Below are 14,375 nucleotides of genomic sequence, written 5' to 3' on the forward strand. Positions count from 1 at the left end.
CTTCTCCGGTTGTTTGGGTTTTGGTAAAGACAGGACAGTTAATGACACGGGTCCAAGCCGACACCGTCCGGCTCGCACCCCGGAGGGGACCCCGCGAGGCGGTCGGTGTCGGGATACAGAAGCCAGACACGGGACTGGTGGTCACAGATGGCCACTTGGCGCATGGCTTCATAGGCCTCGTACTCCATGAACTGGTAAACCCGCTCCTCGTGCAGGGTGTCGAACTGCTCGGCGATACCCTCCATGGTTTTCTTGCACGCCGCTTCCCAGCGCTCCTTGGAGGTAATGAGCCAATCCTTGGCGCGGGTGAGCAGGAACACGTCGCAGTACATCAGGCCCATGGCCCGCAGGGCGGCCTTGTCGCCATACTGGGTCTTGGTGCGAGGAGTGCGGAGCATCACCCCATCCTCATCGCAGAGCATCATCATGGCCTCGGGGATGCCGTACTGAACCTTCACGGTCTGGTCAGCGCGGCGCACCTGGACGCCACCCATGGCGCAGCAGAAGGCGGCCCAGTCTCCGGCGTCAGCAGCCTTGCGGACGTTTTCGAGCGCAAAGTGCTGCTCGGGGGTCAGGTCTTGGAACATCGGGTTTTCCTGGTCGAGTTCGGTGCGCAGACGGCGGAACTCGCGCCACGCAGTCACGGAGGGGCCGCCGATTTGCTGGAACTGGCGGATGCGGTTGTCTGACTTCCATGCATCGACACGGATGGCCGTGTCGACGGCCTTGGCTCGCTTGCCGGCTTCATGGTCTTTGCCCACTGCATAACCGTCGATATTCTTGGCTACGTACTTGGAGCAGTACCCCACGGCAGAGCCCTTGCGCGGGTCGATGAAGACGACCTTGAAGCGGTGTTGCTTTGCGCCTGGCTCGTTGCCGGAATCGGCCAGCATCTGGTCGCGGCAGATTTTGAGGTAGTCCTTGGCGTCACGGGTGGACATGAACAGGACGGCATGCCAATGAGGGGTGCCATCATGGTGAGGCTCGGCGAACCGGAAACCGTAGGGCTTGATTTCGGCCTCGTTGGCACGCTTGCGGATGTTGTTCCAGGCATTGATAAGCCAGCCTTGGGCGGCCCTGACGGTCGGGCGACCGGCATCAATCCAGTTCTGGTTACTGGTGCCGTTGCGGTGCACGGAATGGAAGCGGCTGGGACACGTAAACGTCAGGAAGATTGCAACATGACGTTGCTCTTTAGCGCACTCCTCGAAACCACGGAGGCGGGTCATCAGTTCGGCGCGGCGGTTGGTGCGGTTGCTGGTACTGGCGTCGACCGCCTCTTTCATGCCTACCGCATCAAAGACATCCTGAACATTGTGCGCAACAAGGGCAGACAGAGTTTCGTCATTTCGTGCAAGGCGATAGGACCGCCGAGCAACAGAGAGATCAGTTGTATATGCTGCCAGTCTTGCGCTGATAAGGGCATGTTCCCGAGCGGCGTCATAAAGACGGCGAGCTGAGACGCGGCGTACGCGACGGCGAACCCATGCCATGTCGGCCCAGCGATTAAGGGTAGGATAGGGGTCTTCTTGCTGCTCATCGGTGATTGTATCCACAGGACTAAGGCCGTACTGATAAGCCAGCTCCATGACCAGCCGGAGAGCAACCACATGGCTCCTTGTAGAAACCAGACGACCGGTATGGTCAGCGAATCGCTGGGCAAAGGTATCGACACCGTCATCGTCAAGAGAGTAACGGAGTTCGCCAAGCTCAGACCGAACAGAAAGAGACTCGTCCAGCCTGCGCACTGCCTCGTTAGCAGCTTGTACGCCCAGTAGCGCATTACGCGATTGATAGACATGTGTGAACCATCCTACGCATGAGGGGTGACGGAGCACGACACGCTCGCGCAGCTTGGCATCCTCGGCGGTGCCAATGGGCAGGGCGGCGAACTTGTCGGCAACGGCTTCGGCAGAAAACGGAACCGGTGTGAACGGACGTGCCGGAGCAGGGGAGGCGAGGGCAACCGTAGTTTTCTGGTAGCCATCGGCATAGATACGGTGCAGAAGTTGCACATCCTCATCCTGAAGGCCACGCTCAGATTGCAACTTGCCCAGGTATTCCTCTGGCGTCAGTTCATCAGCGGTCAGAACTGGCGTAGCCAACAGAGTCGGACGAGTAGGGGCCTTGCGAGAACCGTCAAGAGTTCGCTGGGCGGCGTAGGATGTGAAGGTCATACCCATGCCATGCCGACCATTAAAAGGCTGAATACTCATCTTTGCCTCCGATACCACTCAAGGAGGAAGTGAGTTAAGACGGCGATGGCGAAGAGGCCGAAGTAAGACCAAGCGTAGATGTTCATCACGCACCTACCTCGGAGGTCTGATCGATATCGGGATCAACGGAAACACAGCCGTCAACGTGACCACCAATCCAACCACAATAACGGCACTCATAAGGATCAAGCTCGATATCCCCATCCAAGATGCAGAGGTCAGAACAGGCCGCACAGCCAGAACCGGCACATTCCTGGCAAACGTGGTAAACAGGGACTTCTTGCTGTAGGGTCGTGCGTTCCATATAAACCTACCTTCCTCGTAAACTAGCGAAAGTTTTAGCTAGTTAACGAACTATGTGCAAGGCGGCAAAATGGTGCAAAATCAGGGTAGTAAACAAGTAAGCTAGCTAACCGGAGGAAATAAAATGGACTCAAAAGCGTTGATGGCGGCCTATATGAGAGCCAAAAACTACACAAAATACGCTGAAGTTTGCCAAGACCTTGGTTTTAGCAGCGCTCATATTGCAGAAATCAAGAAAGGGAAAAAGCAATTCACTGATGAAACTGCAATTTTCCTCGCCGAAGGGGCGGGGCTAGATCCACTAGAAGTGATGATTTCACTTCAAGCTGTCAGAGCCAAGACACCGGTTGCAAAAGCGGCCTGGTATGACGCCCTAAAAAAGTACTGCGCCAGCACAGGGACCGCGCTGGCACTGGGGATGATGACGGCGGGGGGCCTGACTCTGGAACCGATTCTGACCGCGTATAAGATATTTTTATGTTAAATTATATCCCATTGATCTGATGATATATTTATCCCTTCATTTGGTTCCTGAGTCGAGAGGTGAGCATAATGCTGTCATCCTCACCTTAACACGGGAATAAGTGAGAGATAACAGTCTCCATTTTTCTATCCAGCAAGGTCATATGAGCCAAGAAATGAAGACGAGCGGGGCGCAAGACAACGCCGAGCGACAGCGTCAACATGTGAAGCGCAAGCAGGAAACCCACAGCCGGCTGCAATGCTGGATCAGCAATCGCCATGCCGAGCGGTTGCAGGAACTGGGTCTCCACCTGGAAGACAGCCAGGCCTCCCTCATCGAGCAGGCGATCGATCTGCTCTACCAGCATGAGCTGGTGCCTCAAGTGCGTTCGGAGAGATCGCCGGTGGAGACCCTGGAGTAGGGAAGAGAAAGGAGAAACAGGGATGCTTCGAAAAGGCATAGGGACAAAAAAAGCCAGGTACGAATTCCTTGTACCTGGCATAGGGGAATTGGCTCCTTGCAGAGCCGTGCGCTAACTGGTATGTGGATAGCCTTAAGCTTAGACAAGGCTAGAGGCATTTCAAGAACCGGCTAAATGTTCAACCAGAGTGTGGGTTTTTAAGACTCGATCAGGCGCCTTTTACCGGCGCCCGAGCTCACTCGTTGAACAGGTTGTTGTCCCGTACCAGTTCGCGGGGCAGGGCATTCTTGATGCGACTCCCCACCCATTTCCCCATGCCGAGCGGATGCCCCTGATAGCGGACGATGACCTCGCCGTTACCCGCCTGTTGCTCGGGCCAGACATCCCGCCCCATCATGAATTCCCGAGCATTGGCGACATCCAGATCGATGTATCCCCGCGTGGCCAGCGCGCCATAGGCAAGCGCCCATTCATGGGTCAACCGATATCCCTTCTTGAATGTTTCCGCCAGCTTGATGCCGATGCGATCGAAGCGCAGCTTGCCCTGTACCTGCTCGAAGGCATCGGGGAAGAGCCAGATCTCGTCGTTGCGGCCAAACAACTGGCCACGGGGAGCGATCCCGAAGCTCGCCTCGATCTCCCGCAGCATGGGAACAGCTTCTTTCTCCGGCAGGGGAGAGAAGGGGAACTTGCCGAGCTTGCCCGGCTTGAACATGGTGTTGGGCACGGAGTGATGCTTGCGCAATCTGGCGACGAAAAAGCCTTCAGAATCGAAAATCTGGGGCCAAACGTGCAGGTATCCTTCCTTCGTGCAAGTCTGCTCCGCTCCCGGGAAGAGGTCCGCCAGGGAGTCGAAACTCAGGGCATCGCCGAATTTGTCCAGCAGGGATTGGCACACGGCCTGGTTCTCCTGCTCACTCAGGGTACAGGTGGAGTAGACCAGGACGCCGCCGGGCTTGAGCGCGTGGAAGGCACTCTCCAGCAACCCCTGCTGCACGGCAGCGATCTCCTCGATGCTCTCGAGGCTCCAGTTGCGCAGGGCATCTTCATCCTTGCGCACCGTCCCCTCGCCGGAGCAGGGGGCATCGAGCAGGATGGCGTCGAAGGTTTCCGGCAACCACTGACCAAAGACCTTGGCATCAAAGTGGGTCATCCCCACGTTGGTCACACCGCAGCGCTGGATATTCGCACTCAGTACCTTGAGCCTGCTGCTGGAAAACTCGTTGGCGATCAACATCCCCTGGTTCTCCATCAGGGCCGCGATCTGGGTGGTCTTGGAGCCGGGGGCGGCGGCCGCGTCCAGCAACATGCCATCCCGTTTTATCTGCTCGCAGGCAAAGAGCGCCGTCACCGGCAGCATGGAGCTCGCCTCCTGGATGTAGAAGAGGCCGCACAGGTGTTCGGCGGTGTTGCCAAGGGGGACGCTCTCGTCGCTGCGAGTCAGCCAGAAGCCGGTCTCGCACCAGGGAACGGGGTCCAGTTGCCAACCCAGGGGCGCCATGCGGGCGACAAACTCGTGCACGGCGATCTTGAGGGTGTTGACCCGGATGCTGCGCCGCAGCGGGCGACGACAACTCGCCACGAACTCCTCCATGGAGAGATGGGACGGCATGATGGCCGCAATGTGGCGGAGGAAGTGATCGGGAAGGTAGGTGTTGTCGTGCACGTCGCAATCTCGCTGACCCAAAATGAGGGGCGACATCTTACCACAGTACGGGCATTTCCTTCAGGCGCCTTTCGCCCGGCGGTGAAAGGCGTGCCCATAAAAAAAACCGGCACACGGCCGGTTTTTATAAGAGCTAGGGGTCAGGGCTGGATGCGGGGGCTCCACTCCAGCCACTCCTTCTCCGCCTTGGAGTGCAGCGGGTAACTGTGACCCGCCTTGACGGTGGCCCCCATCTCCCGCTCCGGGGTATTGAAGGCGATGCCGCCGGCCAGCAGGCTCTGCACGGTTTCTACCTCTATGGTGCCACCGGTCAGGCCGATGTCGGCCTTGACGCCGGAGACGTTCCAGAAGCGGCTGTTGGCTCGCACCAGGTGGGCGTACTGCCCGTCGACGTTCACGTCGATCAGCACCTCGCTGCCATCGCGGGCCAGCACCACGCCGGTGACGCTGCCCACCACCATCTTTCTAAACAGCAGAGGACTGCCCACGCTGACGCCGTCGACGGCGGGGCTTTTTAAAGTCAGCGCCAAGCCGACGGGGCCGCTCTCGCTCAACGGGAATCGCTCCTTGCCCGCGCCCTGGCCCGGGGTAGCCTCCACGAAGGCGCCCTTGATCAGGGTGTCGAGGTGGGTGACGCCCCCCAGTCCCACCTTGGCCTGCACCAGGGTGTAGCGTGCGCCGGATTGCAGGAAGCGGGCGGCATACTGCTGCGCCAGCTCGGCCTTGAAACGCACCTGGCCGAGGGAGGGATCCAGCTCGATCTGCTCCACCTTGCCGATGTCGACACCCCGATAGCGGATGGGGCTGCCGACCCCGAGCCCCGGGTTATGATCGGCGGTCAGGGTGAGGGTACGCACCTGGGTGCCGGCCTGCTCCTTGCTGTCAAAGAGCTGATGACTGCTGCGACCGGTGCCGAGGCTGTCGAACTCGATGGCACCGCGCAGCAGGGTGGCGAGGTTACCCATCTTGACCTGTACCCCGTCGAGCCGGATCTTGCCGTCGATGGCGGCCTTCTTCCAGAACTGGGGCTGCTGCTTGAGGAGGGGGGCATAGGTGGCGTCGATCTCCAGGGTGATCGCCACGCCACCATCCTCGGCTTTCAGCCCTTTGACCTTGCCCGCTTCCAACCCCAGGTAGAACACGGGGGAGCCAATGCCGATGCCGTCAGCCTGCTCGGCGCGCAGTGTCCAGCGCGCCGGCCTGGCGTTGCGACTGCCGAGCAGGGCCAGCTCCTGACTGGGGTAGAGGCGATCGATACGCTCACCCTGCGGTGCCTGTACCAGTTTGATCCCGCCCGCCAGCCAGGCACTCGCCGGACTGGCCTCCACCTTGAGCCCGCTGAGATCGGCCTCGACCTGCAGGGGGGACGCACGGTAGAAGCGCGCCCGCTGCAGCAGGTGCTGATAACCTTCGTTCACCAGCAGGTCGACGCGGGCATTGCCCCCCGCATCCAGGGTCAGCGTCCCCAGCTGGCCTATCTGCAGCCCCTTGAACCAGAGCGGTGCGCCCTCGCTCAAGCCGGCGAGATCGTCCGCCTGCAGGGTCAGCCTGGTGCCGCCACGCTGTGCCTGCTCCGTCAGCGTCATGGTGTTGACCTGCTCACCTGCCACGTAGTCAAGGCGGATGGCGGGCCCGGCCAGCAGGCGATCCGCATGCTTGACGCCGGACGGGGAGAGGGAGACCGTCTCCCAGAGGAGGCGGCTCTTGCCGGTCATCCGAAATGCCTGTTCAGGGTTGATCAGCGCCGTCACGACCCGGCCCTGTTCGGTCAGGCGAATGGGGTCGACCCGGCCAATCTCGATCCCTTCATACAGGATGGGCATGCCCTCCTTGATGGGGAGTTCGCCCGCCTGGATGGTGATGCGTTCGCCCCGGGCCGCCTCGGCCAGCCCCTTGTAGAGGACAAAATTCACCCCCTTCTGGGCGATGGGGGAATCCTTGGGGGAGTCAAAGGCGATGCCGCCGCTCAGGATGGAGGTAAGGCTGCCGGCCTCCACGCTCACGCCCGCCAGGCTGAAGGAGCCCTTGATGCCGCTGATGTTCCAGAAGCGGCTATCCGTCTTGACGAGGTGTTCGAAGCGCGGCTCTATCACCAGATCCAGGATCACGTTCTGGTTCGCTTCCCCGAGGCGGGTATTGATGACACTCCCCACCTCCAGCCCGCGGAAGTAGATCTTGGCCCCGATACCGACCGACCCCAGCGAGTCGGCGGTCAGGTGCAGGGTCCGCCCCTGGGCCTGATAGCCGGGGGGGGGGCCGTCCAGGGCATCGAACTCGTCCTCCAGCGGGTTGTTCTCCCGGCCGGGCTGCACGTTGATGTAGTTGCCGGAGACCAGGGTATCCAGGCCGGAGATCTCGGTGAGCGACGCCTTGGGGCTCACCAGCCAGAAATCGGACCCCTTGCGAATGAGCGGGCGGGCGCGACTGTCGACCTTGGCCAGCACTGCTATCTTGCGACCATCCTCCGCCAGCCCCAGCTCCTGGACGACGCCGATGGCCACCCCCTGATAGCGCAGCTGGGTCTTGCCCGGCAGGATGCCGTTGCCCTGGGCAAAGTTGATGCGGATCATCTGGCCGCTGCTTGCCCACTGCTGGTAGAGGAAGCCTCCCGCCAGCAAGAGGGCGATGAAGGGCAGCAGCCAGACCGGGGATAACCAGCGATGTTTCTTAATGACGGGTTCAGCCCCGATCATACGGACTCCTTACATTGGCTGTGATCACAGCACATCCGACACAAAAGACATTAACGGGCCGCCTTGTCCCACAACAGGCGGGTATCGAGCATCCGGGCCGACATCATGGTGAGCACCACCACGCCGGCAAAAGCCGTCGCCCCGGGACCGGCACGCACGTTGAGCAGTACGCCGCGATCCACCAGGGCCACCATCAGCGAGATGACGAACAGGTCCAGCATGGACCAGCGCCCGATGAAATCGATGATGCGGTACATGATGAGCTGACGCTTGCGGCGTACCGGCTTGCTGCGCTGCAACTGCCAGCAGATCCACCCAAGACCCACTATCTTGCCGATGGGGACTACGATGCTCGCGGTCAGCACTATGGTGGCGATGCCGGACATCTTGCTGCGATAGAGCGCCATGATACCGCTGAAGATGGTATCGGACTGCAATAATCCCTTGTTGTAGAAGTGGGTGATGGGCAAGAGATTGGCCGGCAACAGCATGAAGGTGGCCAGCGCCAGCAGTCCCCACGTCCAGGCGAGGGAATGGGGAATGCGCATCTGCAAGGGTGTCTGGCAACGGGGGCAGCTCATGGCGCTCTGGTAGCGCACCAGCAAGCCGCAGGTATGACAGCGACAGAGCCCCAGTTTACGTGCGCTTGTCAGGGTCATTGTCTGGCTCCGTGGCCTGTTGCAGCGGGATCCGAGCCCAGTAGGGGGCGGGATCGAAGAGGATGAGCAGCGTCATGTTGAGCAGCATCAGGCAACCCAGGCTGAGCAGGCCTCCCCCCAGACGCACGTCGGCGATATCGACCAGCTTGAACAGGGCGACCAGCAGGCTGACGATGTACACCTCCAGCATGGCCCAGTGGCGGAAGACCTCGACCGATTTCAGGGTCAAGGCCAGCAGGTGCCAGCGTTTGGCGAGCCCGGATGCCAGCGCAAACACCCCGAGCAGCAACCCCGTCGGTGCCACCACGGCGCACCAGAGCACCAGGCTCGCCACCCAGACCTCGCTCTCTGAGAACAGCATCAGAATGCCCTTCACCAGGTTTGCCTCGGAATTGACCCCGGCCAGACGCAGGTAGATCAACGGCTCAAAAAACGCGGAGGGCAACAGCAGGAAGCCGGTGATGGTCAGCGCCATCAACTGGGAAGGGCGAAAGGCATAGCGCCCGTAGAGGTGCTGGTGACAGCGGGGACAATGGGCGTGACGCCGCAGCGGCAACAACTTGCGTTCGATCAGCAAGTCGCAGGCCGGGCAGACGATCACGGAATGCGGATCCGACATACAATTCAACCTGTTGAAGGAATTGATAAAATTTACCCTAAAACGCCCTTCCTGTCTTGCCGCACAGCAAGCCATACCCAAGAAAAGGGGCAGATCTCCCAGTGGAGTGGGGGAGCGGCAACCATCCTGAGGCCATACCCCGATTCATCACAGCGGGCTGACCTCAGGCTCTTGACAGGGTCACTGCTGCCTTCTCGCCGACGTGACTTGCGATACTGTATATCCATACATATACTTATGTTCACTATCATGAGGAGGACGCCGCGATGGCCGTTGAAATCAAGTATGTTGTGGTACGTGGGGGAGTGGAGAAGATGACGTTTACCAGCAAGAAGGAGGCTGATGCCTATGACAAGCTGCTGGATACTGCCGACGAGCTGATGACGCTGCTGGCGGGTGCCCCCGTCGCGCTGGCACCGGAGCAGCAGGAGAGCCTGGCCTTCTACTTGGCAGAACAGCGGGATCTGCTGCAAAACGTGCTGCGCGGAGGCAAAGGGCAGGGGAGTGTCCCCGGCACCAACAAAGATGAGAAGCTGGATGCCATCCCTGCAAAGGGAAAGTCCCTCAAGAGCGTGGCCTGATATCGACGCGGGCAGGGGAACCGCCTTCTTCTGCCGCGTGATATGCATAAAGGCAGCAAAAAAAGTCACTTTCCTCGGTATTTACCCCGAAAATTTTCCAACCACATTGCATATTCATTGAATGTTTTTATGTGCAGCGTGTTCGTCGCCATACGATATGCCATATCGCATATTGTGACAGCCGCTCTCTGGACGACCTGTGAGCCCTGATGCCGATAACCCCATTTATCGGCATCAGGATGGCGTGACACCCACTAGTTCCATCGACTCGATAACACAAACATCATCATGACCCATCCTCAACTTCCACCCGCCATGCCGCTGTTCGACAGCGTGACCCACCTGGAAGCGGGCAATCCCCAGGTCAACCAGTATCTGGCCACCCTGAGTCTTGGCAATATCCCCGATGCAGGGCTCGTCTACGAGCTGGCCGTCGACTGGCTGCTGGAGCAGCGTCACAGCGAGAACAACTACAAGACCTACCGCAGCGAGCTCACCACCTTCCTGCATTGGTGCTTCTGCGAGGTGGCCATCAGCCCCAGGGATCTCACCAGGCGCATCATGATGCGCTATCTCGACTATTGCCAGGCGCCACCATCGGAGCTTATCGCCTATCGGAACGTGGCCCAGTTCGTGCTCGACAAGGAGTGGGGGGAGAGGCTACCCAACCCCCTGTGGCGTCCTTTCCTGGGCAAACGGGATCTGGGCCGGGAGTTGCCGTATCGCCTGAGCGAACAGGCGATGAAAACCAAGCTCGCCATCTTGTCAGCCTTCTTCCAGTTCCTTATTCAGGAGGAGTACATGGATCGCAACCCGGCACTCCTGCTGCAGCGGGTGAAGCGGCCACTCAACCAGGATGCCGGCGACGAGGCGCAATCTTTCACCGAGTTGCAGTGGTCCTATGTGATGCAGGCCACCGAACAGCTGGCAGCCGAGGACCCGGCTCAGCACGAGCGCAGCCGCTTTCTCATCTGCCTGATGTACGCCTGTTATCTGCGTATTTCGGAGGTAGCCGCGAGGCCGGGGTTCAGCCCGGTCATGAGCCAGTTTCGCCGTGATGGCAAGACAGGCGTCTGGGGCTATGACATCCCGCGCAGCAAGGGTGGCAAACGCCGTACCGTGGCCGTCTCCCAGGCTCTGCTCGAAGCCTTGGCTCGCTATCGTACCTTTCTTGGGCTCTCGCCGATGCCGACACCCGGCGAGCAGACTCCGCTCTTCGTGCGCCACAAGGCCGCGGCCCATGGCCGCGAACAAGGCGAGCTCAATGCCAATCTCGGCATCCGTCAGCTGAGAGACCTGGTCATGGCGGTGTTCGAGCAAGCAGCCACGCTCGCCGAGCAAGACGGCTTTGCTCAGGATGCGGCCGAGATGCGCAACCTGACCCCGCATTCCATTCGCCACACCGGCATCACCCATGACATCAACCTGCATGGCCGACCGCTGTCCCACGTGCAAGCCGATGCGGGTCACGACAGCATCGACACTACCTCCAAGTATCTGCACACTGGCAGCAGCGAACGCCACGAGAGCGCCAGCAGAAAACCGCTAGACCGCTTGCTCGACTAAGCCTGTACACGTGAGAGATAACCAGTGACCAATAGCAGATATTTGCCTGGATACACAGCTGATACGCCTAAAACACAACACCGCGCATAATGTATATTATGTTAAATGCTGTATCTTGGTATTCTGTCACCCTCAACCGAACTGTGTATAATAGTGGCAAATGATCCTATCCCCGACCGGATGTCTTAAGTGGCTGAATTAACATCAGAACAATTAAAACCCGCTTTCACGATTGAGCAGTTCCCTGCGCTCGGCGAACTCGAACCCATTCCTTTTGCTGCGCTGCAACCCAGAGCCATTTCGGGCATCAAGCGGTTGGCCAGTTTTGATGGCGACTGCCCGGTCATGATCCTCAACGGCTTCCCCGGTGCGGATTATGAAAATGTCTGCCAGACCCTGATTGCCTCATCCAACGGCAAGGATGGCGACCTGTTCGACCTCTGCTACACCGAGAACCTCAACAACCCGTTCAAGCCCATCTGGCTGCGGCTGCAACCGGGCTCCGGTTTCGAATTCTGCGAAATGGTCGGTGAGCTGCTCAAGCTGATGAGTCATCACCTGGATGCCGAGCGCCTGGTCACCAGGATCATTCGCAAACAGAACAATGACCCCAAGATTGTGGACTTTCTCTCCGATCTGGCGGCCCATGTGGCCCAGGGGCTCGAGTTCCAGCACCCCGTGCTCATCAACCTGCTGATCCACCATGAGGATCAGCAAGCCCCTGTCATCTATGGCCGCGATTTGAACTGGGACACCCTGTTCGGCTCCATCAACTACCAGACGGAACAAGGCTCCGTCTATGCCAACCAGCATCTGCTGGAACCGGGCCTGCTGCGTGAGGCCAACGGTGGCTACCTCATCCTGCAGCTCGACGAGTTGCTGGATCAGCCCCACCTCTGGTTCAAGCTCAAGAATGCCATGCAAAAAGGCGAGCTGGACTGGAACGCCTATCAGGAAGGCAAGACTCTCACCCCCTTCTTCACCCCGGAAGCAACGCCGATACGGTTCAAGCTGATCCTGGTGGGTGATCGACTGGATGTTGCCGAATTCCAGATGCTGGACAGAGACATGGCGGAGCGCATCTTCCTGCGAGCCGATCTGGTCTCCGAGGTGAACATAGAAGAGGACTTACCCGCGTTTCTGCAATATCTGGCCTGGTTGCGCGAGCGCTGGGAGTTGCTGGACTTCACGCCAGGTGCCCTCCTCGCCCTCTGTCGCCACGCCAGCCGCCTGTGTGACCACCAGGAGTGGCTCTCCCTCTCCGAGGTGCAGCTCAGCGCCATCATGCGCATGTCCGACAGCCTGGCCCGCGAGCTGGAGGCAGACTGCGTGACCGAGGAGCACATCATGCTCGCCCTGGAGGAGCAGGATTACCGCCTCAACTATCTGGTGGAGCAATCGGATCAGGGGGTCATCGACGGCCAGATCCTGCTGCAGACCGACGGTGAAGAGGTCGGCCAGATCAACGGTCTCTCCGTGATCCAGGTCGCGGGTCACCCCTATGACTTCGGCGAGCCGGTACGCCTGACCGCCACCGTCCACCTGGGGGATGGCGACGTGGCAGATATCGAGCGCAAGGCCGAGCTCGCCGGCCACATCCACGCCAAGGCGATGATGATCATCCACGGCTACCTCTCCAACAAATTCGGTGCCGAGAACCCCTCGCCGCTGTCGGCCAACCTGGTGTTCGAGCAGTCCTACCACGAGATCGACGGCGACAGCGCCTCTCTGACCGGCCTGTGTGCCCTGCTCTCCGCCCTCGCCCGCCAGCCCATCTACCAGCACTTCGCCGTCACCGGCGCGGTGGATCAGTTCGGCAATGTGCAGGCCGTTGGCGGTGTGAACGAGAAGATTGAAGGCTTCTTCCGGGTGTGCAAGATCCACGGTCTCAACGGCAAGCAAGGCATACTGTTGCCTGGCACCAATGCCCAGCAGCTCAACCTCTCCGACGAGGTGATCGCCGCCGTCGAGGCTGGCCAGTTCCATATCCACCCGGTGGATCACGTGGAAGAGGCCATCGAGCTGCTGACCGGTTGCGTCGCCGGCGAGCCCGACATGCCGGATACCCTGTTTGGCCGGATCCAGGATCGGCTGGACGAACTCAACGGCACGACAGCCAGGAGCGGCGTGCTGCGCCGTTTGCTTGATCGGCTTCTCGGCCATTAATAAAGTGATCGGAGTTGTTTGGCGAACAACTGTAAGCTAAATTGGCCCGGCTTTGACCCATATGAAGGATAAACAGCGTGACCCTAGACAACGACACCACTGCTCCCCGCCTCTCCCTGTGCGAACAGGGCAAAGAGTCCTTTACCCGTGAAGAGCTGCTTGCCTGCAGCCGTGGGGAACTGTTTGGTGAGGGTAACAGCCAGCTGCCCGCCCCCAACATGCTGATGATGGATCGCATCGTCAAGATCAATGACCACGGTGGCGAGCATGGCAAGGGCGAGATCCTGGCCGAACTCGACATCACTCCGGATCTCTGGTTCTTCGACTGCCACTTCCCCGGCGATCCCGTCATGCCAGGTTGTCTGGGTCTGGATGCCATGTGGCAGCTGGTCGGTTTCTTCCTGGGCTGGAAAGGCGGTCCGGGCAAAGGACGTGCGCTGGGGGTTGGCGAGGTCAAGTTCACCGGCCAGATCCTGCCGACGGCCAAGAAGGTCACCTACAAGATCACCTTCAAGCGTGTCATCAACCGCAAGCTGGTCATGGGCATCGCCGATGGCGTGGTAGAAGTGGATGGCCGTCCCATCTACAGTGCCACGGATCTGAAAGTGGGTCTGTTCAAGGACACCACCGCATTCTGATGACTCTGGCTCGTTGCCAGAGAGATAACGTAAAGGGGCCGCAATGGCCCCTTTCCTTTTTGCAATGAGTGATGAAGCAGGTTACTTCATGAAGAGGCCTGAGCCTCGCCCTTCCATGGCGTCGCGCCAACCACCAAGCCAGTGCCCTCTGGCATCCAGGCATTGATACGGACACGCTTCTTTCTGTTTGCCGACTACGCCAGCCTGATAACCACGAGCGCGAGCTCTCTCCAGACGGTCCCGTTTCTGTCTCTTCATCATCTACGACCCTCTTCGTGGAACAAAAAAAGCGACCAGTTTTTCACCGATCGCTTTCATCTTTACCCCAGGGGGGAGGCAGGGTCAAACAAAAAATTTCATGCTATTCAGGCGTTGTGACACAAG

Annotated in this window: 12 protein-coding genes; 6 read left to right on the top strand and 6 right to left on the bottom strand. The window is 59.6% G+C overall.

Features of this window, described 5'->3' with window-relative positions:
- Positions 1–38: 38 nt before the first annotated feature.
- Positions 39–2,216: a replication endonuclease gene (locus I6L45_RS16655; RefSeq protein ID WP_216982677.1), complete on the bottom strand. Its 2,178-nt coding sequence runs from the start codon at positions 2,214–2,216 to the stop codon at positions 39–41.
- Positions 2,217–2,643: 427 nt separating this feature from the next.
- On the opposite strand from I6L45_RS16655, the gene I6L45_RS16660 reads away from it, so the two are divergent.
- Complete coding sequence (locus tag I6L45_RS16660) at positions 2,644–3,003, top strand: DUF3693 domain-containing protein (RefSeq protein ID WP_216982678.1); 360 nt, start codon at positions 2,644–2,646, stop codon at positions 3,001–3,003.
- A gap of 142 nt (positions 3,004–3,145) precedes the next feature.
- Positions 3,146–3,403, top strand: coding sequence for a RepB family protein (locus tag I6L45_RS16665; RefSeq protein WP_210548755.1), 258 nt, complete (start codon positions 3,146–3,148; stop codon positions 3,401–3,403).
- A gap of 235 nt (positions 3,404–3,638) precedes the next feature.
- Here the strand turns inward: I6L45_RS16665 and rsmF are convergent, their stop codons facing one another.
- From rsmF to I6L45_RS16685, 4 genes are all read right to left on the bottom strand, one after another.
- Positions 3,639–5,069, bottom strand: coding sequence for a 16S rRNA (cytosine(1407)-C(5))-methyltransferase RsmF (gene rsmF / locus I6L45_RS16670; RefSeq protein ID WP_216984232.1), 1,431 nt, complete (start codon positions 5,067–5,069; stop codon positions 3,639–3,641).
- A 140-nt stretch (positions 5,070–5,209) separates the two neighbouring features.
- The gene (locus I6L45_RS16675) at positions 5,210–7,762 is read right to left on the bottom strand and encodes an MlaD family protein (protein ID WP_216982679.1); all 2,553 of its coding nucleotides are present in this window, start codon (positions 7,760–7,762) and stop codon (positions 5,210–5,212) included.
- Positions 7,763–7,812: 50 nt separating this feature from the next.
- Positions 7,813–8,421 (bottom strand): paraquat-inducible protein A, encoded by a 609-nt coding sequence (locus tag I6L45_RS16680; RefSeq protein ID WP_043760474.1) that lies wholly within the window; start codon positions 8,419–8,421, stop codon positions 7,813–7,815.
- Complete coding sequence (locus I6L45_RS16685; protein WP_216982680.1) at positions 8,399–9,040, bottom strand: paraquat-inducible protein A; 642 nt, start codon at positions 9,038–9,040, stop codon at positions 8,399–8,401. The genes I6L45_RS16680 and I6L45_RS16685 overlap by 23 nt, the downstream gene beginning before the upstream one ends.
- Before the next feature lie 266 nt (positions 9,041–9,306).
- Here I6L45_RS16685 and I6L45_RS16690 point away from each other — a divergent pair, with 266 nt between their 5' ends.
- From I6L45_RS16690 to fabA, 4 genes are all read left to right on the top strand, one after another.
- Positions 9,307–9,621: a YebG family protein gene (locus I6L45_RS16690; protein WP_134694369.1), complete on the top strand. Its 315-nt coding sequence runs from the start codon at positions 9,307–9,309 to the stop codon at positions 9,619–9,621.
- A gap of 288 nt (positions 9,622–9,909) precedes the next feature.
- On the top strand, positions 9,910–11,187 hold the full coding sequence (locus I6L45_RS16695) for a site-specific integrase (RefSeq protein ID WP_216982681.1): 1,278 nt from the start codon (positions 9,910–9,912) through the stop codon (positions 11,185–11,187).
- A 189-nt stretch (positions 11,188–11,376) separates the two neighbouring features.
- A complete protein-coding gene (locus I6L45_RS16700; RefSeq protein WP_210548762.1) occupies positions 11,377–13,353 on the top strand; it encodes a Lon protease family protein in 1,977 nt (658 codons plus the stop codon).
- A 77-nt stretch (positions 13,354–13,430) separates the two neighbouring features.
- Positions 13,431–13,991, top strand: coding sequence for a 3-hydroxyacyl-[acyl-carrier-protein] dehydratase FabA (gene fabA / locus I6L45_RS16705; RefSeq protein WP_043760464.1), 561 nt, complete (start codon positions 13,431–13,433; stop codon positions 13,989–13,991).
- A gap of 81 nt (positions 13,992–14,072) precedes the next feature.
- Here the strand turns inward: fabA and rmf are convergent, their stop codons facing one another.
- Positions 14,073–14,249, bottom strand: coding sequence for a ribosome modulation factor (gene rmf / locus I6L45_RS16710; RefSeq protein ID WP_010674759.1), 177 nt, complete (start codon positions 14,247–14,249; stop codon positions 14,073–14,075).
- Positions 14,250–14,375 lie beyond the last annotated feature (126 nt).

Source organism: Aeromonas sp. FDAARGOS 1415, from assembly GCF_019048365.1.
Taxonomy (GTDB): Bacteria; Pseudomonadota; Gammaproteobacteria; order Enterobacterales; family Aeromonadaceae; genus Aeromonas; species Aeromonas taiwanensis.